Origin of the sequence: Robertmurraya phoenicis, assembly GCF_047302285.1 — a bacterium.
Taxonomy (GTDB): domain Bacteria; phylum Bacillota; class Bacilli; order Bacillales; family Cytobacillaceae; genus Robertmurraya.
Map to the genome: position 1 here is coordinate 2061522 of NZ_CP154845.1, position 25670 is coordinate 2087191.

Consider the following 25670-nt stretch of genomic DNA (forward strand, 5'->3'; position numbering starts at 1 on the left):
CGGATTTATTTATGTTACGATTTACTTAAGTTAATAGTTCGGTAGGAGAAACGGAGAGACCACAATACATTATCGTATTAAGATAATGGTATTTGTGGTCTCTTTTTTCATACTTAAATTCAATTCCACGTTTGTAGAATTAATACTGTATTGATTGTGCAAACGTGGAATTGAAAACGCAACTACTATTTGATGATAAAGGGGATAGGTACCATGAACTTTTCAAACAAAAACAGAGTAAATGTTATAGAGCAATTGAAAAATACTCATTTTGATGTACTTGTAATTGGTGGAGGTATTACTGGAGCTGGAATTGCGCTTGATGCTTCTACACGCGGAATGAAAGTAGGTCTTGTTGAAATGCAGGATTTTGCCGCTGGAACTTCTAGTCGTTCCACTAAACTTGTACATGGGGGATTACGCTATTTAAAGCAATTCGAAGTGAAGATGGTTGCAGAAGTAGGAAAAGAAAGAGCGGTTGTCTATGAAAACGGCCCGCATGTGACAACGCCTGAATGGATGTTATTACCTTTTCATAAAGGTGGCACTTTTGGCAAATTTTCAACTTCAATCGGATTAAGAGTATATGATTTCTTAGCAGGAGTAAAAAGAAGCGAACGTCGAGTGATGCTTGATGCTAATGAAACACTGCAGAAAGAACCACTTGTAAAGAAGGATAATCTAAAAGGCGGTGGTGTTTATGTGGAATACCGCACAGATGATGCAAGATTAACAATAGAAGTTATGAAGGCTGCTGTCCAAAAAGGAGCAGTCGCTCTAAACTATTCTAAAGTTGAAAATTTGGTTTATGAAGATGGTATAGTGGCTGGAGTGGTTGTGAAGGACCGAACCAATGGTGAAGAGTATGAAGTTCGTGCGAAGAAAATTGTCAATGCTGCTGGTCCTTGGGTCGATAAGATTCGTGAAAAAGACCAATCAAAAACTGGAAAAGTGTTACGTCTCACAAAAGGTGTTCACGTTGTGATTGATCAATCTAAGTTTCCGCTTAAGCAGGCTGTATACTTTGATACACCGGATGGTAGAATGGTCTTTGCGATTCCTAGAGAAGGGAAAACATATGTGGGAACGACAGATACATTTTATGACAAGGACGCAGCTATCCCGAAGATGATCTCAGAAGATCGTGAATACATTTTGAAATCGATTCATTATATGTTCCCTGGAGTGAACGTGACGGAAGATGACATTGAATCAAGCTGGGCAGGAGTCCGTCCATTAATTTGGGAAGAAGGAAAAGACCCTTCTGAAATCTCTCGTAAAGATGAGATTTGGGAATCAAAATCAGGTCTTATTACAATTGCTGGTGGAAAGTTAACAGGTTATCGTAAAATGGCCGAAATGATCACTGATGTATTAGCGAAAAAATTACAGGATGAATACGGTCAAGCTTTTCCTAACTGTCAAACGAAAAATCTACCTATCTCTGGTGGAGATGTTGGTGGATCAGCTCGCTTCGAACAATTCGTCACGGAACAAACGAAAGAAGGACAAAAAGTCGGTCTCTCTAAAGATGAAGCAGCTCATTTAGCAGCTAAGTACGGCTCTAATGTTAAGTATCTTTTTGAAATAGTGTCACACGATGCTGAAAAAGCAAAGGAATATCAATTACCGATTACTTTGTTTGCTAAACTTCAATATGCTCTAGAGCATGAAATGGTCTTTACTCCGGTCGATTTCTTTAATAGAAGAACAGGTGCGATTTTGTTCGACATATCATTAGTACGAACATATAAACAAAATGTCATCGACTACATGTCTAATTATTTTGCTTGGACAGGAGAGACTAAAGAATCATATCAAAACGAACTAGAAGCAGCACTGATCGATGCATCAGTCCCTGTTGATCTTCAGAAGTAATGAGCATAAAAACAAGACAATTCTAGCTGGAATTGTCTTGTTTTTATATTAGGAGTTGACAAAAAATGTATTTCGTTATATGATGGTATTTCGATATATTTTAGGTACAGTGAAAAGGTAATAATACGGATATATAGGTAATAGACTTTTTCCGAGTGTTTTTAAAGAAGAACACCGAACCTTATGGCTGCAAGGTTTCCCTCTCAAATTCCTTCTTTTAAGCTACACTACAGAGTTGATTTCATAAACACTAGTTGAGTCAAGACACGCTCATTTTAGTTTAATATCTTGAAGTGTTATGAAATCATACAGCATTATGAATTTCCTATTATAAATTTGCTTCATTACGAAATATCCAGCATTCTACTACGAATGAACGAATAAGGAGTTAAGAAATTGAATAATATTATCTTTGCACTTGAACTTTTGAAATCCTAATTCTAAAAAGGCGCGGTCAAGGAACCGTATTGATGGAAGAGAGGCAGGGCTTTCGTTGTTTTAGGTCAAAGCTTTTGTTTAAACTATTGCTGCTAGTGTGAGACTAAATAAGTAGCTTAGTTCAGAAAATATGATGATTTTAGAAACTATAATAAAAAGGTTAATTTTTATCGTCAGATTCGACCTTAAATATATCATTCAAGGCAACAACAAATCGTTGTTGCCTTTTCTAATTTTCCCAAAGTCTATCGTAAATAATATTGTTAAAAACTAAAAGATTGAATTAAGCCGTTTTAAGGAATATAGCAGAAGTGCGAATATTATTAACGAACATTATAACGAAATCTCCATTGTATTATATGTGTTTTCTGATATAATAAAGGAGGATTTAGCACTGTTTTTACGTGAATCCTGTTTTTTCTTAAATATCGTAGTGACTGACGACTTGGGTGGAATAAACCACAAGGGAGCTACGTCTATGTATAGCCGGTCGTCTGGGCAATAAATTACATACTTTTTATCTCAGAGGAGGTATATACATGGAAGAAAAGTTAATTTTAGACGGACAAAAGGTTGCAGGCGATGTAAAGGAAGGGCTTAAGCCGAGAATAGCAGCATTAAAAGAAAAGGGGATTACCCCGAGCTTAGCAACAATCTTAGTTGGCGATGATCCATCATCTGCTACATATGTAAAAATGAAAGGGAATGCTTGTGAACGATTAGGTATCCTTTCACAACGAATCCAGCTGCCGAAAGAAACGACTACGGAGGAATTACTTCATACAATTCAAGGGTTAAATAACGATCCAAAGGTACACGGGATCCTCCTGCAGCATCCTGTACCATCTCATATAGATGAAAGAGCAGCTTTTGAAGCGATAGCACTTGAAAAGGATGTTGATGGTGTTACGAGCTGGGGCTATGGTCAAACAGCATTAGGATTTGGTCTTTTTCCATCATGTACCCCTGCTGCGATTATTCGAATGATGGATTATTATCATATTTCTGCTGAGGGAAAACATGCAGTTGTTGTTGGCAGAAGCCCGATTCTAGGTAAGCCGGTCTCCGCTTTACTTCTAAATCGGAATGCTACCGTAACGACATGTCATTCTCGTACAACAAATTTACAGGAGATTATCAAGCAAGCGGATATTGTCGTCGCCGCAGTTGGGAAACCAGAATTCATTAAGGGTGACTGGCTTAAAGTCGGTGCCATTGTTTTGGATGCAGGCTATAACCCAGGTAATGTTGGTGATGTGGAATATGCTTCATGCTATGAGAAATCATCAGCCATTACGCCAGTGCCTGGTGGAGTAGGACCTGTAACCATCTCCATGCTATTGAAGCATACAGTCGATGCAGCTGAAAGGGTTTAAGTACAACGAAAACAAATAGGTTTGGGAAAAATAATTTGAACAAAAAAATAATCCTGAAAAAAATATCAAAAAAATGATTTAAAATCAAATTTTTAGGCAAACTATAGATGTGATACGTTAGTTATCATCAAATGCTTTTGATTTTTAGGAGGATTAGAATGGCAACTGGTAAAGTAAAATGGTTTAACTCAGAAAAAGGCTTTGGATTTATCGAAGTTGAGGGTGGAGAAGATGTATTCGTACACTACTCTGCTATCCAAAATGAAGGGTTTAAAACCCTAGACGAGGGTCAAGAAGTTACTTTCGACATTGAAGAAGGTCAACGCGGACCACAAGCTGTTAACGTCAATAAGGCTTAACAGTCAAATATGAAGGAGTTCCACTAAGTGGACTCCTTTTAAATTTGTCTTCATTACATTTCTCTCGTCCATTGGTAGATTTTTTTGCTGATTCCGCTAGCGCTCTCTTCGTCTACTATTTTTAACAGCGTTTTGTACATTTTGTCTTCGATTAAATTCTCTTCATATGTAAAAGATGTACTCCAATTGATATCAGGAATGGCAACGAGAATATATTCTTCTTTCTTGTTTTCATATATAAAAACTTTTTGTTCCTGACCACTGGAAAAATTCTTTCTGATTTTCATAAAGTTGTCACCTCTATTGTTTTTATTATGTTGGTTTGTACATACTAACAAAAGTATAAATCAGCCTATTCAATCTGTCATCGGGGATTAAAAAAATAGGGGTGAAGGTTTTGCGATATATATGGGGGATCGTTGGTATTCTCGTTGTATTAGCTATCGGTTATTTGTTTTCTACTCATAAGAATAGAATTAACTTCCGTACTATATTAGGTGGATTAACGATACAACTTATCTTTGCCTTTCTTGTTCTTAAAACGACTTGGGGACAGAAAGGGTTAACGATTTTATCAAATGGTGTGAGTCAAATTATTAATTATTCAAATGAAGGGATCAGTTTTTTATTTGGGGGAATTTACACTGAGGAGTCAAATATCGTACATATTTTTGCCTTCAATGTGCTACCCATTGTTATCTTTTTTTCTTCACTTATTTCCGTTCTCTATTACATAAAGGTGATGCAGTTTTTTATACGCATTATTGGAGGAGCACTTGCGAAATTACTTGGAACGAGAAAAGCTGAATCAATGTCAGCTGCCGCCAATATTTTTGTTGGACAAACGGAAGCTCCGTTAGTGATTCGTCCGTACATTTCAAAGATGACTGAATCCGAACTGTTTGCAGTCATGACTGGAGGCCTTGCTTCTGTAGCTGGTTCCGTTTTAATTGGGTATTCCTTGCTTGGTGTTCCACTTGAGTTTCTATTAGCAGCTAGTTTTATGGCTGCTCCAGCAGGTCTTGTGATGGCAAAATTATTTTTGCCAGAAACAGATGAAGAACCAGAGCCAAATGAATTTAAGATGGAGATGGATAAGGAATCAACGAATGTCATTGATGCAGCTGCGCGCGGAGCGAGTGTTGGATTACAGTTAGCATTAAATATTGGAGCCATGCTTCTTGCGTTTATTGCCCTTGTAGCGTTAATTAACGGAATTTTAGGAGGGATTGGTTCCTTATTTGGTTTCCAAGGGTTATCGTTACAGCTTGTTTTAGGTTATGTTTTTGCACCTCTAGCTTTTATTATCGGGGTTCCGTGGGAAGAGGCGGTTTTAGCAGGGAATTTTATTGGTCAAAAGCTTGTCATAAATGAGTTTGTAGCCTATTCTTCTTTTGCTCCGGAAATTCCTAATCTATCTGAGAAGACGGTAGCGGTTGTATCATTTGCCCTTTGCGGTTTCGCTAATATATCTTCTTTAGCTATTTTACTGGGTGGTTTAGGGAATTTAGCGCCGAATCGACGAGCGGATATCGCAAGACTAGGAGTGAGGTCAGTGATTGCGGGAGCACTTGCGTCCTTGCTAAGTGCAGCGATTGCAGGTATGTTTATATAGTATCACTAGAGAAAGTAAAGTAGAGGAGCGTTTAGATGAAAACATTTACAGTTCATTTCCATAAGGAAGATCAAGTTGACACGATGACAGTACAAAAGTTATCTGAAGAAGATTTTTCAAAAGTAACCGAGGGTGGAACACGACATTTATTTGAGTTGGATACGAATATTGGTTTTTTTGTTTTTTTTGATGCCGAAGATGAAGAAGGCAAGGAATCTTACTTAGTTCTCCATTATGAGGATGAGCAAGAGGAGCCAAGTGGTTGCTACGGATTTGAATTGAAGGACTTTTATCAATTTACAGCATTGCATTTAAATGACCTAGAGTTTCGTGATGAACAAGTGGAAGAAGAGGAATATGGACCGATTCATCATCTTGCCCATCTTATGTATCATATCATTGAAGAAGGGAAAAAAATAGAAGAATAGGAAGCGGTATGCTTCCTACTCTTCTTCTTCGGTTTGAAATGCTTTTGCTTGTTCAATACAATAAAATTCTACGAGTTTCTCTTCGTCCTCTTCAAGTTCAAAATCAAGAATTTGTTCAGTTGTGTTCTCAATGATATGATAATGGGAGAGGTGATAGCCCTTATCATCCTCTATTAATAAGGCTTTGATTTTTAGGCCTTTCTCCGTGAAAAGTTCATCGTCTTCCGGTACTTCTATATGTAGAAACAATTCATAACGGTTCCCTGATAAAATACCAAACGGATCTTCAATTTGCTCGATTGTGTGAGACTTTATTTCCATCGTGGTTCAATCCTCTCATATTAGCGTGCAGTTTAGGTATCATGCCTATCATATTTTACCCTACTCTTTAAAGGAGTAAAACAGAAAAGACTTAATTATCCTCCAAAAGGTACTTGTTTAATCACTTATTGAAAAAAATCTTCATCGCTTCATACCCAAAATAAAGACCGAATCCGATAAGGGAGAGGGAGGAAAAAATAGCAATTATTCTCAGAACTTTTATTGATAATAGTTTTTTTGCGCTACTCGCTACAAAAGCCATTGTGATATCCCAAATAACTAACCCTAATATGATGGCACTGCTATATATCAATAAGTCTTCTGCTCCATATATTGTTGCAGTTTTTGCAAGCACGGACCCGTATATACCTAACCAAAAAAGAATGGTTAATGGGTTTGAAATAGACATAAGAAAGCCTGTGAAAAAGGATTTCCACAAAGACTCATTTTCTCTCTGCTGAGAAATATGGACTTTTCCAGCATTTGATAAGCCTTCAATTCCTGAATAGATGAGAACGAAAAAGCCAAATAACCATAGAAAAGCCTTCACTATGGGGATTTGAATAAAGTGACCTACCCCTAAAAAAACAGCTGACATATAGAAAATATCAGCTAAAACAGAGCCAATACCCAAAATCCATGCATGAAGAAAACCATGTTTAATGCCTTTTTCCATTTGTGCTGCATTGACAGGTCCGATGGGAGCAGCTAGTGATAACCCGAGAAAGATATAGCTCATAAATATCATCATTGGTTGTTGCCTCCTATAACATGTTAGAGAAAGACACTTCTACCCATTTTATTCAGGAGGTAAAGCTTGTACCACACTTAAATCAATTCGGAAGGAAAAACTATTTTACAGTCTCTTTACAGAGTTATTACTATACAGGATTAAAAAAATATGGTATGATATCATTAATTATTGCATTTTGTTTGTAATTCATATATTATAAAAAGTTATATCGTTTTTAAAACTTTTTATAATAGTTTTTTTTATTTTTGGGATAACTTTTCCCTTTGCTTTCTTTAGAAGGGATCTACCCTAAATTTAGGAGTGAGATGAATGAGCTTTGGACGAAGAAATCAAGAGGAAATAGTTACTGAGGAAACGAAAATTTGGGTTTGTAAAGCTGATGACTGTAACTGTTGGGTACGTGATAACTTTAAGAGTAGCGCTGTGCCGACTTGCCCCATTTGTAAAAGTGAAATGGAACAAACGACTCGTGTTATTGAAGTCATCAATAATCCAGGGAAACATTCTTAATTCAATAGAAGTGAAATGTGAGCACTATTTGTAAAAGAATAGTGTTTTTCTTTTTTTTCTACTCTTTTACTACTCATTTTTGGACAATGATCATTCAAAGACGATATAGTTGATAAAAAGGATTTTGTTAAAATATGAAGGGGAGTGGGAAGAAAAGTGAGAAGAATCATTTCTCAGCCTTATGTGAAGGTTGAGAGAACTATTAAAGATTTTGAACAGATTACAAAAGAATACCGAGAGCATCTTCACTTATATGAGGATCGCATCGTCACTCGTGAACATGTGTTTCTAATAAAGAATGTTCATGACATGTCTTTTAGGCTATTTTCCTCAACAGAGGGGGTACTATATTTGCATACCAATCAAGGAGTGTTTCCGTATTCTGTACCAAAGGAGCCGAGAGGTTTTATGGATGAATACAAAAAGCTGCGTCGATAATTCCATGAATTACTAGCAGATTTCTCTCCAGTTTCCTGTATAATTTTTGGAGGAAGGGGAGATGTAATGAAGCTTATCGTTTTGTTAGCGTTGCTAGCCTTAATTAGTTTCAACATCTATAAAGCCTATCGAAATACAAAAGATATAAAAATAAATAAAATCGTCGTAGAGAAAAATAATGGTAATCATCCAGTATTACGAATTCTCCATTTATCTGATCTACATTTAGAAAATATATCAATTACACCTAAGGAACTATATCAAAAGGTTAAAGAGGAATCATTCGACATTATTGCTCTTACAGGTGACTTTTTAGATAGAAAATGGACGATACCAAAGCTTATTCCTTATTTGGAAGTATTTAATCAATTACAACCTAAATATGGGATTTATGCAGTCCTTGGAAATCATGATTACGTTTTGAAGGGGAAAAATCTTGAAAATCTCGTGGATACACTTAAACAGTATAATTGTCAGGTGTTGCGAAATGAGAATGTTGAAATTTTATTTAATGGTAGAAGAGTTAATATCATTGGCATTGATGATTTTAGCACAAAAAGGAGTGATTTAGACGCTTCTTTTAAAGGGATAAAGTCTGGATATCATCTCGTATTAACCCATGACCCTAATGTTGTACTGCAAATGAAGCATTACCATTTTGACTATTTATTAGCAGGTCATTTCCATGGAGGTCAAATATGCTATCCTAAAGCATATCATCTTATTAAAATGGGAAAACTTGTCCGAATGAATATGATTAAAGGCTTGCAAATGGTTGATAATAAGCCATTTTATATTAGTGAAGGGTTGGGACAAACTGGGGTAAATATCCGAGTAGGAAGCCGGCCTGAAATTACGCTCCATGAATGCAGCTTAACAGATAGTTCTGCTGTTCAAAATCGTACCGCCATCTAAAACCGTCAGCATTGCTTGACGGTTTGTCTTGGAATTTATAAATTCCCTCGACTAGTGGATAAGTGTTCGTATAAACAGTAGGAGTATCGGTATGAAAAAATAACAGGAAAAATTCCGCTTAATGAGCAAGCATCATGAAAAAGAGCCGAAATAACAGGAAAAATTCCTGCTATTCCCTCAAAAAATGCCAAAATAAACGATTTTGCCCTCCATAAGCGGAAAATCTTCCGTTATTTCCCCTAAAAGGGACTCCATTGAGGATATTAACAGGAAAAATTCCGCTTAAGGGTGAGAGATGTTTGGATCGAATTAGACAAACCGAAGCTTCCTACATTTTGTAGGAGCTTTTTTCTTATTGGAAAAATCCTCTTATACATAGTGTACACCTAACTTTAACTGTTATTTATGGTAAAAAGAGATAGCGTACGATTTACATAAAAAAAGGCTCGTTCAATCATTCTATAACAGAGAGAAACGATTTTCTCTCAGGAGATTCTTCTTTACCCATTTTAAGGAGGAAGATTTATGAACACAAAGCAATTTAACAAACTTTTTTCAAGAATGGGTGGGAGAAACATGTTTCGGTCATTTGGAAAACAAAAAAGCCGAAATAAAGGTGGTTGGATGTTTTTAGCTCTCAGCGGAATCGCTGCATTTATTACAGTCATGTTTCGTCGAAACAACACTGAAATGAATGGGAAAAGAGCAGAAACTGTTAATCAAGGAAAGAGAGATATGTCATTTCCTCCACTTAATCAAATGTTGACGGCAGAGTTTGCGGAAGAGTTTATTAAGAAAAACAAAACGTCATCAACACCTAAATCCATTGACGAGACGGCTAATCAAAATCAGGGCCATAATCCTTAATTTTTGTACTAGCTTGTCTGTGTTGAGTGTCTAAATGGATCAATTTTATATACAGGAGGAGTCAATATGATGAAAAAAAAGCTTCTTATAACGACGATCACTGCTACTCTATCTTTAGGTATACTTGGGGCATGTGGTGCCAATGACAACAGGTTGAATGATGATGATGGTGTAAACTACAGTCCTGTAAGATATGATCGTCAAAATGATACAGGTGTATTTGATCGTGATCGGGGAAACAACGGCATTGAACCAGTACGTAACCGCTCCAATAACAATAACCGTGGGATTTTCAATGATGTAAATAACCGTACAAATAACAACGGTATATTCGACACGAACGACAACATAAACACAGATTTAATGGATAATAATCGTGGTGCTAATGGAATTGATCCTGGAACAAACGGAAGAGGTAATGTAAACGGACCCACTGGAGGTACAATGAGAGGCGGTTCGCGTTAATAAAGTAATAAACCTACAAAAAAGGACATCAACGATTCGTTGATGTCCTTTTTTATGTAGGTATAAAGACCTATTTGCAGAATACCCTTCGCTTTTGATTGTAATTATTTAGTATTGAATATATAATTCAAAATAAGAACTCTACATAATACCATATAAAATTAATGAAATGTAACTTTTGAACATTAATTCACATGATTGTAATAAATTTTTTACAACAATGTGAATGCGGTTTTTGAAAATATATAGGGGGAGGAATCGAATCATGATTAGAATGGTTGCTGCTGGTGTTGGGGGATTTTTACTTGTATTTATCGAGTCATATATTGTCTTACTTTTGAAAGGTTATCAAACGATTGAATTCGGTGGATTTACACCATTTATAAGTGTCTGGGCAATGAATTTCTTCTTACTATTTTCTATCTTTACCCATATTAAAATGTGGCATGAAGAACGTGAGGCCGCACGTGAAAGTTCATTGAACTAGTTATTAGAATATAAATACTAAGTAAAGTGCTAAAATGTTAAACATTTTAGCACTTTTTTTGCGGGAATTGGCAATTTTTCACATGCCCATACGCTAGCATTCCTTGTCGCATAAGATGTCACGAAAAGACAAGGAGGGAATGATATGCTAAAAGAGAAACTGATACCTCTCGTAGTGACAGCATTTTTTATCGTCGTCATCTCCGTTTTTTCCTTCTCGCTAATGAACCCAAGCCCAGCTGAGCCCGTGACAGGAAAAGTGTCTGCTGATGGCACGGAAGAAAGTGAGCCAAATGGGAATGGAGACAGTGCGGTTACGAACAATGTTGAAAATAATATAAATGGGGAAAATGCAGAAGTAAATAATGCAATAAACAATCATGTAAAAAACGGTGAAAACAACAATGTAGATAATAATGTCAGTAATAATATAGAAGTTAACGTAAATGTTAAAATAAACAATGATATCAGCAATAATGTAGAAGGAAATATGCCAAGTTCAACGAATGGAAGCACTGACAGTGGCGAAAATAATCAAGATGAGAATTCGAATAGTAATGAAAACGGTGACGCGAGTGCTAGTAATGATACCTCAAATGATGAAATCGTTTGGGGTGTCGATTCTGCAAGTCATACGACTTCAGACATGTTAGCTTGTGTAAGAGAAAACTTTGGAGAACCTGTCATTTGGGGTAGGTATGTAGGTGAAAAAGAAGGCGTTTCCGAAGGAATAACCACTGATGAGGTAGAGCTTCTTCACACCAATGATATAAAAGTTCTTCCTATTTGGAATCATTTTGTGGATGCAACTGGGTATGAAAATGGAAGAGATGAGGCCGAACAAGCCATTGCCAAAGCAGAGGAGCTAGGCATACCTGATGGAGTAGCGATTTTTGCCGATGTCGAACCAGATTATCCTATAGATTCGGATTTCATTCGAGGATGGTCTGAGGTCATGTTCAATTCTAACTATGAATCAGGGATTTACGGTGTCTTTGATGCTGAGGCAGATTTAACGCTAGCCTTTGATGAGGCGGCTCAAAATGATAGCACGATTCTTGAAAAAACGTATATTTGGACAGCAGCCCCAAGCGTAGGTGTTACTTCAGAGTCTAATGCCCCAGAATTTGCACCAGAGGCTCCTGAAAATTCGAATGTTGCTGGTTGGCAATACGGAATCGATGCGCAAAGCTGTAATATCGATACAAATCTCTTTCCAGCAAATATGACAGAAGTACTTTGGTAAAAGATGGATGCTGTGTGAATCCATCTTTTTTTTATGTTCAGGAGAAATCCTCTTATTGTCTTCTTTAGACGCTTTAGTAAAAACTTTCATGAATACTTAAAATTAGAAACACAAAGTATAGAAATAAAGGAGGTAAGAAAATGTTTGTACGATTTCTAAGAGAAAGTAATATTGCTGCAGCTCTCTTATTGATTTTAAGATTATATTTAGGCTATAAATGGCTTACAAGTGGTTGGGGGAAAATAACGGGTGGTGAATTTGACGCAAGTGGTTTCTTACATGGTGCAGTAGCAAAAGCCACAGGTGATAATCCGACCGTTCAACCATGGTGGAGTTCTTTTTTAGAAGCTGTGGCAATCCCGAATGCTAACCTTTTTACTTATTTAGTCATGTGGGGAGAAGTTTTGGTTGGTGTTGCATTAATCCTAGGTATTTTTACAACCTTTGCTGCGTTAATGGGAGCGATTATGAACTTCGCTTTCTTATTTAGTGGAACAGTAAGTGTCAATCCGCAAATGTTATTATGGACGATCTTTGTATTAGTGGCCGGATATAATGCAGGTCGTTTCGGATTAGATCGATACATCTTTCCGTTTTTTAGACAGAGGTTCAGTAGAACTGAAGGTCCAATTGGGCAAATCTAAAGGACAAGCTAGTCAAATTGAATAGTTAAATTTTCTTTGAAAGGAGCTCAGAGTGGGCTCTTTTCTTTTTGGTAGCCCCTTCGATATTTTCATGAAAAAAATTGTATCAACAAGGATAGAAATGATTTCTAAATTAGAAACTATTTAAGAGAAACTTACTTCATCTTTGTATTAGTCCAAAAGGAGCGACAATGAGTGAGAGCCTATATCCTATCAGTTTGGCATAAACTTGATCCTTATTATTTTTCTTGTACTCGGCTGAAATATGTAACAGAAGACAATATTTTCAGAATCCGACTAACGAAATATAAAGGGAGAAATATCATCCTGTCAGACGGAACGGAAATCAATAAAAATGATATGTTGGTAAAAATTCATCTGCATAATGTTCGACTTTTAATGGAAGTACGAGAGATAAAGAGCGAGTTGAAAAAGGCAAAATTGATTTATCGCTATGTTCAAAACTCCCTTCCAGGCTTGGAATTATACATTCATAACCATTTTCAATCTTACAATGTGAAAGGAATTGTCGGGATTACACTTTTAAGTAAGGGTTGTGAGCGACTTGGGTTTGAAATGATAGAAATCATCAATCCGATTTATTTGTGGTATAAAACGTTTAGTTTTCTTCCAATTGGCATCCTATCACATGACCGATCAAAATGGAGTCAAATGATGGGTCAAAAACCCAATTATTTATTTATGTCTACGGCTAGATTGACTGAATTGTATGGGCAGTAATCAAGTCAATTAATTTTAAAGGGGAGTACAATGGAAAACTCGGAGAAGACAGTGCTTTTCTTACCTTTTTTGCAAATCCCTTCGGGGCATCATCAAGTGGCAAATGCATTAATATACCGTCTTCAGAAACTAGATCCTACGTTAAAGTGCGAAAAGAGGGATATCCTCGCCTTCAGCTATGGAGGTGTTGAAAAACTCGTTTCAAAGACCTATATCAAATGGTTCTCGTTCTTTCCTCAATTTTATAATAAGATTTACCGAAAAACTGTCTATAAAGATCCACTTAAAGATAAACGTTATAGGATGTATGAGCTTCTTTTTTACCCTTTTATGAAAAAACTTATTGCTGAGATACATCCTGACCTAATTGTATGTACTCATTCTTTACCAGCATATATTCTCAATTTAATGAAGGGAAGAGGTGAAATACAAGCACCAATAATGAACGTGTATACTGACTTTTTTGTGCACCGATTATGGGGAGTTCTAAATATTGATTGTCACCTTGTTCCAAATGTTCAAATTAAGTCATTTCTAATCAAAAAAGGAGTGAGAGAGGAACACATTTTTGTTACGGGCATACCAGTACACACCAATATTAAAGAACAAGAAAAACCTTTGTTATCTTCTTCCGATGATGCGATTACAGTTCTAATTTCAGGTGGAAATTTAGGTGTTGGATCCATCGATGGCTTGATTGATGATTTTTTAAATTATCACAAGAACAATCTGAAGTTAATCGTACTTTGTGGAAAGAATGAGGAGTTACATAAAAAGCTCATTTCACTAAATAATCAACAGATCCAGGTTCATTCTTTTATAGAAAGTATGGAAAGAATGAATGATTTGTATGACGAAGTGGATGCGATTGTAACAAAACCAGGAGGGGTAACGGTTAGTGAATGTATGTTTAAAAGGAAACCTATTTTCATTTATCATGCTCTACCAGGACAAGAGCAGATTAATTTAGAGAACTTGAAAAAAGAAGGACTTGTTTTTCATTTAAGAAAAGAAAGAGTTTTTGAGCAAATTTCTTCTGTGTTAGGAAAAAAGTCAATGCTACAAAATTATCATCGAAAAGTTGAGGAATATCATCAGGAGATTAATGGAGCGATACCAGAGCAGATCATGATGGATTTTTTATCAAGTTGAACATTAGCAGGTATTGAAAGCGAATGAAATGGTTCCTATTCCCCTACATAATAAAAAGTTCAATGTGAATAATAATTTGGGATGATATGGGGAGGGACATCTTTATGGAAATACCAGAACGTGTAGGGAGCCAAACAAATAATAACGACGGTTCCGGTTCGGAAAAGAATGAGAAAAAAATGGCCTGGTGGCAACTTTCTTTGGTTGGTGTCGGCTGTATAATCGGAACAGGTTATTTTCTTGGATCTGGAATTGGGATCAAGATGACAGGATCATCTATCCTTATTGCTTTCATTCTTGCAGCTTTAGGAACATTTATCGTTTCGGATGCCTTAATGAAAATGTCTGCAAAGGATCCACAAAAGGGATCGTTTCGTTCTTATGCTAAGAAAGCGTATGGAAGTTGGGCTGGTTTTAGTAGTGGATGGGTTTATTGGTTTTCCGAAATGTTAATCACAGGCAGCCAACTAACAGCTCTCTCGATTCTTTCAAGGTTTTGGTTTCCTAATCTACCACTTTGGGTATTTGCTGTCGGTTATGCTGTGCTCGGAGTTATTGTCGTCGTCATTGGAACAAAGGGATTTGAGCGAGCTCAAAATATATTTGCAATTGTAAAAATAGCGGCGATTTTTATGTTTATTATTTTAGCGATAGCCGTATTATTTGGGTTGTTTGGAGGAAGTAAAAATGATTTCTCCATCCCGGGATCCATGGAGGAATTTTTACCAAAAGGGATGATGGGGTTATGGGCGTCACTTATTTACGGGTTTTATGCGTTTGGCGGAATTGAAATTATGGGAATTATGGCTCCAAGACTTAAAAATAAAGAGGATGCAAGGAAGTCTGGAGCGATCATGCTTATCATGCTGACCACGATTTATCTTATTTCCATGGTCTTAGCTACTGGGCTTGTTTCAATCGATAAATTTAATGCTGATGAAAGTCCATTCGTTAGTGCGCTTGAGAAATACAATTTAGATTTTTTCCCCCATGTTTTTAATGGAGGAATTATCATTGCTGGGTTTTCGACAATGGCAGCCTCCTTATTCGCTGTTACAAGTATGCTTGTTACATTATCAGAGGACGGAGATGCACCGAAATTTTTCTCAAAGAAAGGCAAGCTGAAGGTCCCACCTTACGCACTAGGATTAACCATTTGTGGTCTCATCGCATCCATTATCCTGTCATTTGTGATGCCTGACAAGGTTTACGAGTACATAACAACGGCAGCAGGATTAATGCTTCTTTATAATTGGTTCTTTATTCTTATTTCCTTTCCAAGACTTATTAAAGTAACTGGTTTTGATCATGTTAAGCGATTTACGGGGATGGGATTAATCTTACTTGCGGTTAGTGGTACGATCATCCATGGCTCCAGCCGCCCTGGTTTTTTTGTAAGTATTCTATTTGTTGCACTTGTACTCGTGGTTCTTTTTATAAGGCATATAAAAAATAAACACGAAAAGTAGTTTTTTCTTTAAGGATAATGACTTTGTTTTGGAAAATACTATATTTGTATGTATATATGATTATGACTACAGCTGTCTAAAATGAGCGGGAGTGAAGTGAATGTCTATATTTGTTTACCAGACATTTGAGGTTAAACAGGAAAAATTCAAAGAGGCTATAACTTGTGCGAAGAAAATAAAAAAATATCGCAATGATAAATATAATCATCATGTCGAAATCTTGACACCGATAACTGGACAGGACTATACATACGCATTATTGGCGAAGTATGAGGGTCTGGCAGAAATGGAATTACAAAATAAGAAAATGTTTGATGATGAAGAATATCTTAAATTAATTGGAGAATTCTTTTTAGAAAATATTGTCCAAGGAAGTATGAATACACAAATTTTTCGAGCAATGAATGACATTATAGAGGAAAAAGAAAATGGGAAAGAAAAAGAGAAGGAGAAATGAAAATAGGGGACTGGGATGGAGGATATGTGAACCCAGTCCATTTTTTATAAAATTTCTTTGATCCCCTCATACACAAAATAAAGGCCAAATCCTATTAGGGATAATCCAGAGACAATCGAGATCGCTTTAAGACTATACGTATTTAAAAATCTGCGCATCCCCGTTGTTAAACCGGCTATGAGTAAATCCCATAATGTTAGCCCAAGAAAGATCATGCTACTGTAAAGAAGCAGGGATCCAGGCGCATTAACTTGTGCTGTTTTTGCTAATACTGATCCGTAAATCCCGAGCCAAAAAAGAATAGACAGTGGGCTTGTAATGGACATAATGAACCCAGTTAGGAAGCATTTCCCTAAGCTATCTCTTCCACGCCGTGCGTCTAGTGAGACGGAACCAGCACTGTTTATTCCTTCAATTCCAGAATAAACGAGAATCAATCCACCAAACAGCCATAGAAATATTTGTACGATGGGAATCTCAAGAAATTGCACCATTCCTAAATAGACAATTAACATAAAAATTCCATCTGCAATCATCGAGCCAGCTCCGACTATCCATGCATGCCAAAAACCATTTTTAATGCCTTTATCTAAACGAGCAGAGTTAACTGGTCCAATTGGTGCAGCCAAAGTGAACCCTAACAAAATATAACTAAATAAAAGACTTATACTCAAAATAACCACTCCACAACAACATAGCTTGTACATTGTATGTAGGAAATAAATAACTATGAGCACTTGTTTCGAAAAAGATGAAAAAATAGTGCTTTTGATAAGAAACATGACAAACTCTTTAGGATTGACATATAAGAATATTTACCATATTCTAAAAATAGATATTAGAGTCGATTGAAAAACCGTGCAAGGAATGCGGTTTGAAATGGATTTAGAGAAGAGAATAAGATTAGTGAGTGGTTGCCAATGGCTTTGAACAAAGAACATCGAATCGGACGCCACGCCACCTTACTTTTACTAGCAGATGAACGTAGCGATCTATCTAAACTGACAACTCAATTAGGATGGAAAAGCTGTTTAGGAAAAGTGGGTTCAATGGAGTCGCAAAAAGTTGTTGCTGCAATTGAAGTAGCAGCAAAACAACAAGGAGTAATTAGTCAGGAGCTATACCGAGAAACACATGCTTTATACCATGCGATCATGGAAGCACTTCATGGGATTACACGAGGACAAATGCAGTTAGGTTCTGTGATGAGAACAGTCGGTTTACGCTTTGCGGTGGTCCGTGGAAATCCATATGAAGCTGAAGCTGAAGGTGAGTGGATCGCTGTTGCTATCTATGGAACGATTGGAGCACCCGTTAGAGGTTTAGAGCATGAGACATTAGGTCTTGGAATTAATCATATTTAAATTGAATAAGAAAGCCCAGAGCTATTAGATACTAGGGGGCTATACGCTCAAAATCAAAAAAATGATTTTGAGCGTATAGCCCCCTTTTTATGTGGCACTTTATCTTGGTAAAGGAATACAACGAAAGCAGGTGGACATATGGTGGTATTAACAGGAAATACATTGACACTAGAGGAAATGAAAGAAATTCTTTTTGATGGAAAAATAGTTTCTGCTTCTGATGAAAGTTGGGAACGGGTTGAAGAAAGCCGCAAAGCGGTAGAACAAATCGTACAAGAAAACCGTGTTGTATATGGGATCACGACAGGATTTGGCAAATTTAGCGATGTCTTAATTGAGAAAGAAAATGTTGAGGATCTCCAGTTGAATCTCATTCATTCACATGCAGTGGGAGTGGGCGATCCTTTTCCGGAAATGGTTTCCCAAGCGATGCTTGTCCTTAGAGCTAATGCCCTCTTAAAAGGGTACTCTGGTGTTAGAAAAATCGTGATTGAGAGATTACTTGATTTTGTCAATAAGGACATTCTTCCAGTTATACCTCAGCAAGGTTCATTGGGGGCAAGCGGAGATTTAGCGCCTCTTTCGCATTTAGTTCTTCCGTTATTAGGCGAAGGGGAAGTATTTTACAAAGGACAAAGAGTAGAGGCACTCGATGCAATGACAGAAGAAGGGATTTTCCCTATTACTTTAACGGCAAAGGAAGGGCTTGCGCTCATTAATGGGACTCAAGCGATGACGGCGATGGGAGTGATCGGATACCTAGAGGCAGAAAAATTGGCCTATCAGTCTGAAGCGATAGCGGCAATGACGATGGAGGGTTTGAATGGAATTATCGATGCTTTCGATAAGGATGTTCATATCGCCCGTGGCTACCCTGAACAAATTTTAGTAGCTGAGAGAATGAGGGAGCTTCTAGAAGGAAGCAATCTTATTACAAAGCAAGGGGAAAAAAGAGTGCAGGATGCTTATTCCTTAAGGTGCATTCCACAAGTTCACGGTGCAACTTGGCAAGTTTTGAATTATGTTAAAGAGAAATTAGAAATTGAACTGAATGCTGCTACGGATAATCCGCTTATTTTTGATGGTGGGAAAAAAGTCATTTCTGGTGGCAATTTTCATGGGCAACCAATTGCTTTTGCGATGGACTTTCTAGGTATAGCGATTGCTGAATTGGCTAATATTTCTGAACGTCGGATTGAACGGTTAGTGAATCCGCAATTGAATGACTTGCCACCTTTCTTAAGTCCTGAACCGGGACTGCAATCAGGAGCGATGATCATGCAATATTGTGCAGCTTCACTCGTTTCTGAAAATAAAACATTGGCCCATCCAGCAAGTGTAGATTCGATTCCTTCTTCTGCTAATCAAGAGGATCATGTAAGCATGGGGACAATCGGTTCAAGACACGCTTATCAAATTATTACCAATACAAGACGTGTTTTAGCGATTGAATTAATCTGTGCGATGCAGGCAGCTGAAATAAAAGGGAAAGAAAAGATGAGTCCAATAACAAAAGAAATTTTGGAGGAAGGGAGAAAGCGATTTCCTTTTATTGAAAAAGATAGAGTCTTTTCCAAAGATATTGAAATTGCTGAAAATTGGTTGAAAACGTCTGTTTCGTTTGCGAAAAAAAAAGTGAATTTTGAAGTCGAATTCTGTTGAAATAGAAGAGATTTTGAATTTAAGGAGGAGAAAAAATGGTAACTACAAATAAAGTTATTCGCTACCGAGGAACAGAATTAAATACAAAAGGCTGGCAGCAGGAAGCGGTCCTTCGCATGCTGATGAATAATTTAGATTCAGAAGTAGCAGAAAAACCAGAGGATTTGGTTGTATATGGTGGAATCGGAAAAGCGGCACGAAATTGGGAATGCTTTGATGCTATTGTTGATTCACTTAAAAGACTGGAAGCAGATGAAACATTAATGATTCAATCAGGTAAGCCTGTCGCGATTTTTAAAACACATGCCAATGCACCGAGAGTCCTTATCGCCAATTCCAATCTTGTTCCAGCATATGCGAACTGGGACACCTTCCATGAATTAGACAAAAGGGGCCTAATGATGTACGGACAAATGACAGCAGGAAGCTGGATTTATATTGGCTCTCAAGGTATTGTTCAAGGAACATACGAAACATTTGCCGAGTTGGCTAAACAGCATTTCAACGGCTCTCTCCGACATACGATTACAGTAACAGCTGGATTAGGTGGAATGGGAGGAGCTCAGCCTCTAGCTGTGACGATGAATGGTGGAGTGTGCATTGCCATCGAAGTGGATGAAACGAGAATCGATCGGAGAATTGAAACGAAATATACTGATATAAAAACGAATTCCTTAGAGGAAGCTTTGCAATTAGCACAAATAGCGAAAAAAGAAGGGAAAGCACTTTCCATTGGATTATTAGGGAATGCAGCTGACATGTTACCAGAAATGATTAGAACGGGATTTATTCCTGACGTTTTAACTGATCAGACTTCTGCTCACGATCCATTAAATGGCTATATTCCTTCGCAAATGACTCTAGAGGAAGCAGCGTGCTTAAGAGCGGAAAACCCTGAAATCTTTGTGAAGGCTGCGAAAGTTTCAATGGCGACTCATGTAAAAGCAATGCTGGAAATGATGGATAAGGGCGCTATTACCTTTGACTACGGAAATAATATACGTCAAGTAGCGAAAGATGAAGGGGTAGAAAATGCTTTTGACTTCCCTGGATTTGTTCCAGCTTATATTCGTCCACAATTTTGCGTGGGAAAAGGTCCATTCCGTTGGGCGGCTTTATCTGGAGATCCAGAGGATATTTTTAAAACCGATGCAGCAATTCTCCGAGAATTTGCCGATAACGAACATTTATGTAATTGGATTCGTATGGCTCAGGAGAAAATTCAGTTTCAAGGTTTACCTTCTCGGATATGTTGGCTTGGATATGGAGAAAGGGCACGTTTTGGAAAAATCATCAATGACATGGTAGCGAGTGGTGAATTAAAGGCTCCTATCGTGATCGGGCGTGATCATTTAGATTCTGGCTCCGTTGCCTCACCGAATAGAGAGACAGAGTCTATGCTTGATGGGTCTGATGCTGTATCCGATTGGCCGATTTTAAATGCGCTCATCAATGCTGTTGGCGGGGCGACTTGGGTTTCCGTTCATCATGGTGGTGGAGTCGGAATGGGCTATTCTCAGCATGCTGGAGTCGTGATTGTAGCGGACGGTACGAAGGAAGCAGAAGAACGAATTGAACGAGTGTTAACAACAGACCCAGGAATGGGTGTGGTCCGACATGCAGATGCAGGCTATGAATTAGCAAAGAATACGGCTCGAGAGAAAGGGATTCGCATGCCAATGCTTGACAAGGATGGTGGGCAGTAATGTCAAAACCATTGTGGATTAAACAGGCATCACAATTAGCTACCCTTGCAACAAAACATGAAGGACCACGTTCAAAAGAAGCGATGTCTGAGCTTGGTTTAATCGAGGATGGCAGCCTCTGGATTGAAAATGGAATCATACAAGCAGTTGGGACGACAAAAGACATAGAAAAACAATACGAAAAACGTTTAAGTGAGGCAGAAGTCTATGATGCAAAAGGGTTATTAGTCACACCTGGATTAGTCGATCCTCATACTCATGTCGTATATGGAGGAAGTAGAGAGCGTGAATTTGAGATGCGACTTGAAGGCGCAACTTATATGGAGATCATGAATGCGGGTGGCGGGATTCATGCGACAGCAAGGATGACTAGGGAAGCATCAGAAGAGGAACTAATGGAGCAGACTGAAAAGAGACTAGATTCCTTTTTACGGCATGGAGTGACAACGATTGAAGGTAAAAGTGGCTATGGAATGGATCTACAGACAGAACTAAAGCAATTAAGAGTGATGAAAAAACTTCAAAAAGAACATCTTATTGATATTGTTCCGACTTTTATGGGGGCTCATGCAGTTCCACCTGAATATAAAGGCAAGGAAGATGAATTTGTCACTTTTCTAATAGAGGAAATGCTCCCGCTAGTAGCACGTGAGAAGTTAGCGGAATTTAATGATGTTTTTTGTGAGAAAGGGGTCTATACTCCTAAGCAGTCTGAAAGAATTTTAGAAGCTGGGAAGAAGTACGGATTAATTCCGAAAATACATGCAGATGAAATTGAACCATATGGAGGGGCAGAGCTCGCTGCAAAGGTTGGAGCGATTTCTGCTGAACATTTATTAAAAGTGTCAGAGGAAGGGATTATAAGGATGGCGGAAGGGGGCGTTATCGCTTGTCTTTTACCGGCAACAGCCCTTTACTTGAGAGAGGAAGCGGCAAAAGGAAGAAAATTGGTCGATGCAGGTGTAGCTGTTGCGATTTCTACAGATTGTAATCCTGGCTCATCTCCCACTACTTCAATGCCATTAGTGATGAACCTTGCCTGTATTTCGATGCGGCTAACACCAGCAGAAGCCTTAACTGCAGCAACTTATAATGCAGCATGTGCGATAAAGCGCCAACATCTCATAGGGTCTCTAGAAGTAGGGAAGCAGGCAGATATCGCAGTATGGGATGTAAAGGATTATCGCGGATTACAATATTTATTTGGCGTTAATCACGTCAAAGCTGTTTGGAAAAAAGGGGTTCAGGTGGTGAACCAAGGATGAGTGAGCATTGGCTCCAAGCGCCTGAATGGCGTTGGAATAAAGGCAGTGGGGATGTGGAATTTGTTCATCAGTGGGTCCTTCCTCTTGAACAATCAACATCTGCACCTGATATCGTACTGTATGGGGCACCTATTTCCCGTTCTTCTATCAGTGTTTCCGGAGCCTCTCAATACCCAGAAGAATTTCGCAGAATGTGGAAAAAATTCGCGACTTTTCAAATAGAAGAGGATGTTGATTTAACGAAACTCAATGTGGCAGATGCAGGGGATGTTCAAATGCACACGACTGATATTCTCCTCTCTCACCAACGAGTCGAAGCTACAACTTCCTATTTAGTTGAAAAATTCGCTCGTTCCACAACTTGTCTCATTGGCGGCGACCATTCTGTTACCGCCTGCGCCATTCGCGGAATTAAGAAGAAATATCCAAATGAGAAAATAGGAATACTTCAATTGGATACCCACCTTGATGTAAGAGATCCGGCAGAGCTTGGCCCTGCCAATGGAACACCGATCCGGCAACTAATTGATGGAGGAGTCGTTGAAGGAGAACATATCGTCAATGTGGGACTACATGGATATTTTAATGCGAAGTCCCTTGTCGATTATGCTAAAGAGCGGAAAATTCAAGTTATTCCATTAAACAAGGCAAGAAAACAAGGAGTGGTGCATACGATAAAGAGGTCGCTCGAAGATTTAATAGTCCGAGTGGATCGAATTTATGTAACGGTTGATATGGATGTCCTAGACATCTCTGTTGCTCCTGGGGTCCCTGCTTCAACACCAGGCGGTATGAGTTCTCAAGAATTATTTGATGCTCTTTTAGAAATTGGGAGACATGGAGAGGTAAAGCATATTGATTTTGTTTGTCTAGATCCGACGAAGGATTCCGACGTATCAGAAACGGTTAAAATCGGACTATATGCTTGGTTACAGTTCTTAACTGGAATCGCACTACGGAAGTGAAAATATTTTAAACGATCTATTTCTAAAATTGACCTACGACCCATAAGCGTTTAAAATTACATATGGTTACTCATAACATTTGCTTACAGGTGGGGATAGAAATGGCAATTTTGACACTAATAATATGTATATTTCTTGCCTTTATTTTTATTAGGTATCTTCCTGTTTGGGGGGCACGTTGTATACAAATGTTAGAAATAGATGAGAAAAACATGACGATTGTCGATGTTAGAGATTATAATCAATCCTACAAGGATCCTACTCAAGCAACGATTAACATACCAGTAGCTTACTTAAATAGATATTTTCACGAAATTCCTGGGCAACAAGTACATGTTGTCGCTGCCAATACGCTTGAAAAGAATATAAGTATTCGCTTCTTACGAAAAAAAGGGTATGCTGTTCATAGCTATACATTAACAGAATGTCAATGTAATAATGAAAATCTTGCATAGTTAGACCTACAGAACTTTGTCTAACAGGTTCGGTTTTGAGGTACAAAATTTATATTAGCATTAAAAGAAGAGGTGCTATTCGCACCTCATTTATTTATCATTTAGCAATTGAATTAGTGTTAGAATTAAATGTTTTTGTAGACAAACTCTCGATATTTCACAAAGTCATTCTTCTTATAAAAGTTCTTTGCTATTTCGTTATTAAACCAATAATCTAATTCTATCTTGTTAATACCGTTTACTTTTGCAATGTCCGTAATTTCGTCCATCAGATTAGAACCATAGCCTTTTTTTCTTTGGCTTTCTGTGATGCTTATTTGATGTACATATACCGATTTATACGCGTTTTTAAAGGCGTTAGCGGGATAATTCTTAAATTCAATCCAAGCATAGCCTAAAGGTTGCTCATCCTCTTCTAACAGTAGGAAAGCGAAGTCCTCTTTATCAATAATTTTTTGGAAGAAAATCTCAATTTCCTCATAATTATATTCTTTGAAATACTCAGGATAAATCTGCGTGTAAATCGTGAACATATTTGTTCAATTTAGCGACTAATTCAAAATCTCTTGTTCGACTTATTTTCATATCGGTTCTCCTTTGCCAGAAAATTCCTATATTCATACTAACACAAAAATCTATTTCTTAAATAAAAAACTTCCCTTTTCAAGACGTTTGGCATAAGTTGCTAATCAGTTTGAAATTAGAAACATAATTAGCAAACAAAATTGATACTTAATTTGGTATAAATTTCAGACGGATGACATTAGCTGTTGTCAACCTGTTAAAAAGAATGCTAATTTCAGTGCTAATTGTTAGGTCAATTTTAAAAAAGCTTTTTATATCGACAATAATAAGAGGTCCAAATCATATGCGATTTGAACCTGAAATTGATACTCTAATTTAGTTTTTGTACTCCTAATCCGAACCCTTTAAATTTTGTTTGTAGGTTTTTTGTTTTGTTTTATTTACTTGTAAACATTTGTGTCCAGTAATTTCCACTCTCTACATAGCCAACACCGATATAGGTAAAGGAAGAATTTAAAATATTGGCACGATGTCCTTCGCTATTCATCCATGCTTGTACAACTTCTTCTGGTGAACGTTGTCCCATCGCAATATTTTCTCCTGCAGAACGATAAGATATTCCGAATTGTTTCATCAAATCAAATGGAGACCCATAAGTTGGGCTTGTATGGCTAAAATAACCTTTTGCTTTCATATCTTCAGATTTTGCCCGTGCAACCTTGCTCAAATTAGTGTCAAGCTTTAAAGCTGGAAGACCTTGCTTTGCCCGTTCATCATTTGTTAAATCTACAACTTTTTGTTCAAATGCACTCACCTGAGAAGTAGCTACAGCTTGCTGATTTTCATTCACAGGTTTTTCAACCGGTTTTTGCACAACAGGTGCAGGATTTGACGCTACAAGCTTGTCCGTTTTTGATGTCGTTTGTTTATTTTTTATTTGCTGCTTTTGAATATGCTCAAGGTTAATCTCAAATTTTTGAAGATACTTGGTAAGTAAATTATTTAATTGAGCTTTATCGATGTCACCAGATTGATAATAATTAACGTTCTTAACTTGCTTTGGTTCCAGATTGGCTGCATCTGCATTGATTGTAGTTCCTGAGGTAAAGAGAAGCGCTGCTGTTGCTACGATTGGTACAATAAATTTCTTGTTCATTTGGTGTAACCTC

Annotated in this window: 29 protein-coding genes and 1 riboswitch; of the genes, 23 read left to right on the forward strand and 6 right to left on the reverse strand. The window is 37.5% G+C overall.

The annotated features are described in order from the left end of the window. Positions 1 to 213: 213 nt before the first annotated feature. The 3 genes from AA0X71_RS10235 (at position 214) to AA0X71_RS10245 (ending at position 4051) form a co-directional block, all read left to right on the forward strand. On the forward strand, positions 214 to 1878 hold the full coding sequence (locus AA0X71_RS10235; RefSeq protein WP_413361755.1) for a glycerol-3-phosphate dehydrogenase/oxidase: 1665 nt from the start codon (positions 214 to 216) through the stop codon (positions 1876 to 1878). Between the two features lie 861 nt (positions 1879 to 2739). Beyond that, positions 2740 to 2823, forward strand: a riboswitch (ZMP/ZTP riboswitch). A gap of 32 nt (positions 2824 to 2855) precedes the next feature. Then, complete coding sequence (locus AA0X71_RS10240; protein ID WP_413361756.1) at positions 2856 to 3692, forward strand: bifunctional 5,10-methylenetetrahydrofolate dehydrogenase/5,10-methenyltetrahydrofolate cyclohydrolase; 837 nt, start codon at positions 2856 to 2858, stop codon at positions 3690 to 3692. A 158-nt stretch (positions 3693 to 3850) separates the two neighbouring features. Then, a complete protein-coding gene (locus tag AA0X71_RS10245) occupies positions 3851 to 4051 on the forward strand; it encodes a cold-shock protein (protein WP_413361757.1) in 201 nt (66 codons plus the stop codon). 53 nt (positions 4052 to 4104) lie between these two features. On the opposite strand, the gene AA0X71_RS10250 is transcribed toward AA0X71_RS10245, so the two are convergent. Beyond that, the gene (locus tag AA0X71_RS10250) at positions 4105 to 4338 is read right to left on the reverse strand and encodes a YueH family protein (protein ID WP_413361759.1); all 234 of its coding nucleotides are present in this window, start codon (positions 4336 to 4338) and stop codon (positions 4105 to 4107) included. Positions 4339 to 4448: 110 nt separating this feature from the next. Between AA0X71_RS10250 and AA0X71_RS10255 the strand changes: the two genes are divergently transcribed. Next, complete coding sequence (locus AA0X71_RS10255; protein ID WP_413361761.1) at positions 4449 to 5666, forward strand: NupC/NupG family nucleoside CNT transporter; 1218 nt, start codon at positions 4449 to 4451, stop codon at positions 5664 to 5666. Between the two features lie 35 nt (positions 5667 to 5701). Beyond that, positions 5702 to 6094, forward strand: a complete 393-nt coding sequence (locus AA0X71_RS10260; protein ID WP_413361763.1) for a cytosolic protein — start codon at positions 5702 to 5704, stop codon at positions 6092 to 6094. A gap of 15 nt (positions 6095 to 6109) precedes the next feature. Here the strand turns inward: AA0X71_RS10260 and AA0X71_RS10265 are convergent, their stop codons facing one another. Both AA0X71_RS10265 and AA0X71_RS10270 read right to left on the reverse strand, forming a co-directional pair. Continuing rightward, positions 6110 to 6415 (reverse strand): DUF6509 family protein, encoded by a 306-nt coding sequence (locus AA0X71_RS10265; RefSeq protein WP_413361764.1) that lies wholly within the window; start codon positions 6413 to 6415, stop codon positions 6110 to 6112. A 121-nt stretch (positions 6416 to 6536) separates the two neighbouring features. Continuing rightward, positions 6537 to 7166, reverse strand: coding sequence for a LysE family transporter (locus tag AA0X71_RS10270; RefSeq protein ID WP_413361766.1), 630 nt, complete (start codon positions 7164 to 7166; stop codon positions 6537 to 6539). Positions 7167 to 7478: 312 nt separating this feature from the next. On the opposite strand from AA0X71_RS10270, the gene AA0X71_RS10275 reads away from it, so the two are divergent. The 12 genes from AA0X71_RS10275 (at position 7479) to AA0X71_RS10330 (ending at position 16559) form a co-directional block, all read left to right on the forward strand. After that, positions 7479 to 7679 carry a cold-shock protein gene (locus tag AA0X71_RS10275; protein ID WP_413361768.1) on the forward strand — a complete coding sequence of 67 codons (201 nt, stop codon included), beginning with the start codon at positions 7479 to 7481 and terminating at the stop codon, positions 7677 to 7679. A 156-nt stretch (positions 7680 to 7835) separates the two neighbouring features. After that, entirely contained in the window at positions 7836 to 8117 is a 282-nt protein-coding gene (locus AA0X71_RS10280; protein ID WP_413361770.1) for a hypothetical protein, read from the forward strand. A gap of 66 nt (positions 8118 to 8183) precedes the next feature. Then, a complete protein-coding gene (locus AA0X71_RS10285; protein WP_413361772.1) occupies positions 8184 to 9032 on the forward strand; it encodes a metallophosphoesterase in 849 nt (282 codons plus the stop codon). Between the two features lie 525 nt (positions 9033 to 9557). Beyond that, a complete protein-coding gene (locus tag AA0X71_RS10290; protein ID WP_413361774.1) occupies positions 9558 to 9899 on the forward strand; it encodes a hypothetical protein in 342 nt (113 codons plus the stop codon). Positions 9900 to 9965: 66 nt separating this feature from the next. After that, a complete protein-coding gene (locus AA0X71_RS10295) occupies positions 9966 to 10364 on the forward strand; it encodes a hypothetical protein (protein WP_413361776.1) in 399 nt (132 codons plus the stop codon). 265 nt (positions 10365 to 10629) lie between these two features. Then, on the forward strand, positions 10630 to 10851 hold the full coding sequence (locus tag AA0X71_RS10300) for a hypothetical protein (RefSeq protein ID WP_413361778.1): 222 nt from the start codon (positions 10630 to 10632) through the stop codon (positions 10849 to 10851). Positions 10852 to 10995: 144 nt separating this feature from the next. After that, positions 10996 to 12096: a glycoside hydrolase domain-containing protein gene (locus AA0X71_RS10305; RefSeq protein WP_413361780.1), complete on the forward strand. Its 1101-nt coding sequence runs from the start codon at positions 10996 to 10998 to the stop codon at positions 12094 to 12096. Positions 12097 to 12236: 140 nt separating this feature from the next. Further along, positions 12237 to 12740, forward strand: a complete 504-nt coding sequence (locus tag AA0X71_RS10310; RefSeq protein WP_413361783.1) for a DoxX family protein — start codon at positions 12237 to 12239, stop codon at positions 12738 to 12740. Between the two features lie 195 nt (positions 12741 to 12935). Next, entirely contained in the window at positions 12936 to 13481 is a 546-nt protein-coding gene (locus tag AA0X71_RS10315; protein ID WP_413361785.1) for a YkoP family protein, read from the forward strand. A 30-nt stretch (positions 13482 to 13511) separates the two neighbouring features. After that, on the forward strand, positions 13512 to 14633 hold the full coding sequence (locus tag AA0X71_RS10320) for an MGDG synthase family glycosyltransferase (RefSeq protein ID WP_413361787.1): 1122 nt from the start codon (positions 13512 to 13514) through the stop codon (positions 14631 to 14633). Positions 14634 to 14737: 104 nt separating this feature from the next. Beyond that, the gene (locus AA0X71_RS10325; RefSeq protein ID WP_413361789.1) at positions 14738 to 16102 is read left to right on the forward strand and encodes an amino acid permease; all 1365 of its coding nucleotides are present in this window, start codon (positions 14738 to 14740) and stop codon (positions 16100 to 16102) included. A 100-nt stretch (positions 16103 to 16202) separates the two neighbouring features. After that, complete coding sequence (locus AA0X71_RS10330) at positions 16203 to 16559, forward strand: hypothetical protein (protein ID WP_413361791.1); 357 nt, start codon at positions 16203 to 16205, stop codon at positions 16557 to 16559. A gap of 44 nt (positions 16560 to 16603) precedes the next feature. Here the strand turns inward: AA0X71_RS10330 and AA0X71_RS10335 are convergent, their stop codons facing one another. Next, positions 16604 to 17233, reverse strand: coding sequence for a LysE family transporter (locus AA0X71_RS10335; RefSeq protein WP_413361793.1), 630 nt, complete (start codon positions 17231 to 17233; stop codon positions 16604 to 16606). A 246-nt stretch (positions 17234 to 17479) separates the two neighbouring features. Between AA0X71_RS10335 and hutP the strand changes: the two genes are divergently transcribed. From hutP to AA0X71_RS10365, 6 genes are all read left to right on the forward strand, one after another. Continuing rightward, positions 17480 to 17923: a hut operon transcriptional regulator HutP gene (hutP, locus tag AA0X71_RS10340; RefSeq protein WP_413361795.1), complete on the forward strand. Its 444-nt coding sequence runs from the start codon at positions 17480 to 17482 to the stop codon at positions 17921 to 17923. A 138-nt stretch (positions 17924 to 18061) separates the two neighbouring features. Next, positions 18062 to 19585, forward strand: a complete 1524-nt coding sequence (gene hutH, locus AA0X71_RS10345) for a histidine ammonia-lyase (RefSeq protein ID WP_413361797.1) — start codon at positions 18062 to 18064, stop codon at positions 19583 to 19585. A gap of 35 nt (positions 19586 to 19620) precedes the next feature. Next, on the forward strand, positions 19621 to 21291 hold the full coding sequence (gene hutU, locus AA0X71_RS10350) for a urocanate hydratase (protein WP_413361799.1): 1671 nt from the start codon (positions 19621 to 19623) through the stop codon (positions 21289 to 21291). Continuing rightward, on the forward strand, positions 21291 to 22556 hold the full coding sequence (hutI, locus tag AA0X71_RS10355; RefSeq protein WP_413361801.1) for an imidazolonepropionase: 1266 nt from the start codon (positions 21291 to 21293) through the stop codon (positions 22554 to 22556). Before hutU ends, hutI begins: the two co-directional genes overlap by 1 nt. Beyond that, positions 22553 to 23521, forward strand: a complete 969-nt coding sequence (locus tag AA0X71_RS10360; protein WP_413361803.1) for an agmatinase family protein — start codon at positions 22553 to 22555, stop codon at positions 23519 to 23521. Before hutI ends, AA0X71_RS10360 begins: the two co-directional genes overlap by 4 nt. 101 nt (positions 23522 to 23622) lie before the next feature. After that, entirely contained in the window at positions 23623 to 23976 is a 354-nt protein-coding gene (locus AA0X71_RS10365) for a hypothetical protein (RefSeq protein ID WP_413361805.1), read from the forward strand. Between the two features lie 125 nt (positions 23977 to 24101). Here AA0X71_RS10365 and AA0X71_RS10370 read toward each other — a convergent pair whose 3' ends face one another. After that, positions 24102 to 24509 carry an N-acetyltransferase family protein gene (locus AA0X71_RS10370; RefSeq protein WP_413361807.1) on the reverse strand — a complete coding sequence of 136 codons (408 nt, stop codon included), beginning with the start codon at positions 24507 to 24509 and terminating at the stop codon, positions 24102 to 24104. A 428-nt stretch (positions 24510 to 24937) separates the two neighbouring features. Further along, entirely contained in the window at positions 24938 to 25657 is a 720-nt protein-coding gene (locus AA0X71_RS10375; protein ID WP_413361809.1) for a CAP domain-containing protein, read from the reverse strand. Between the last annotated feature and the right edge of the window lie 13 nt (positions 25658 to 25670).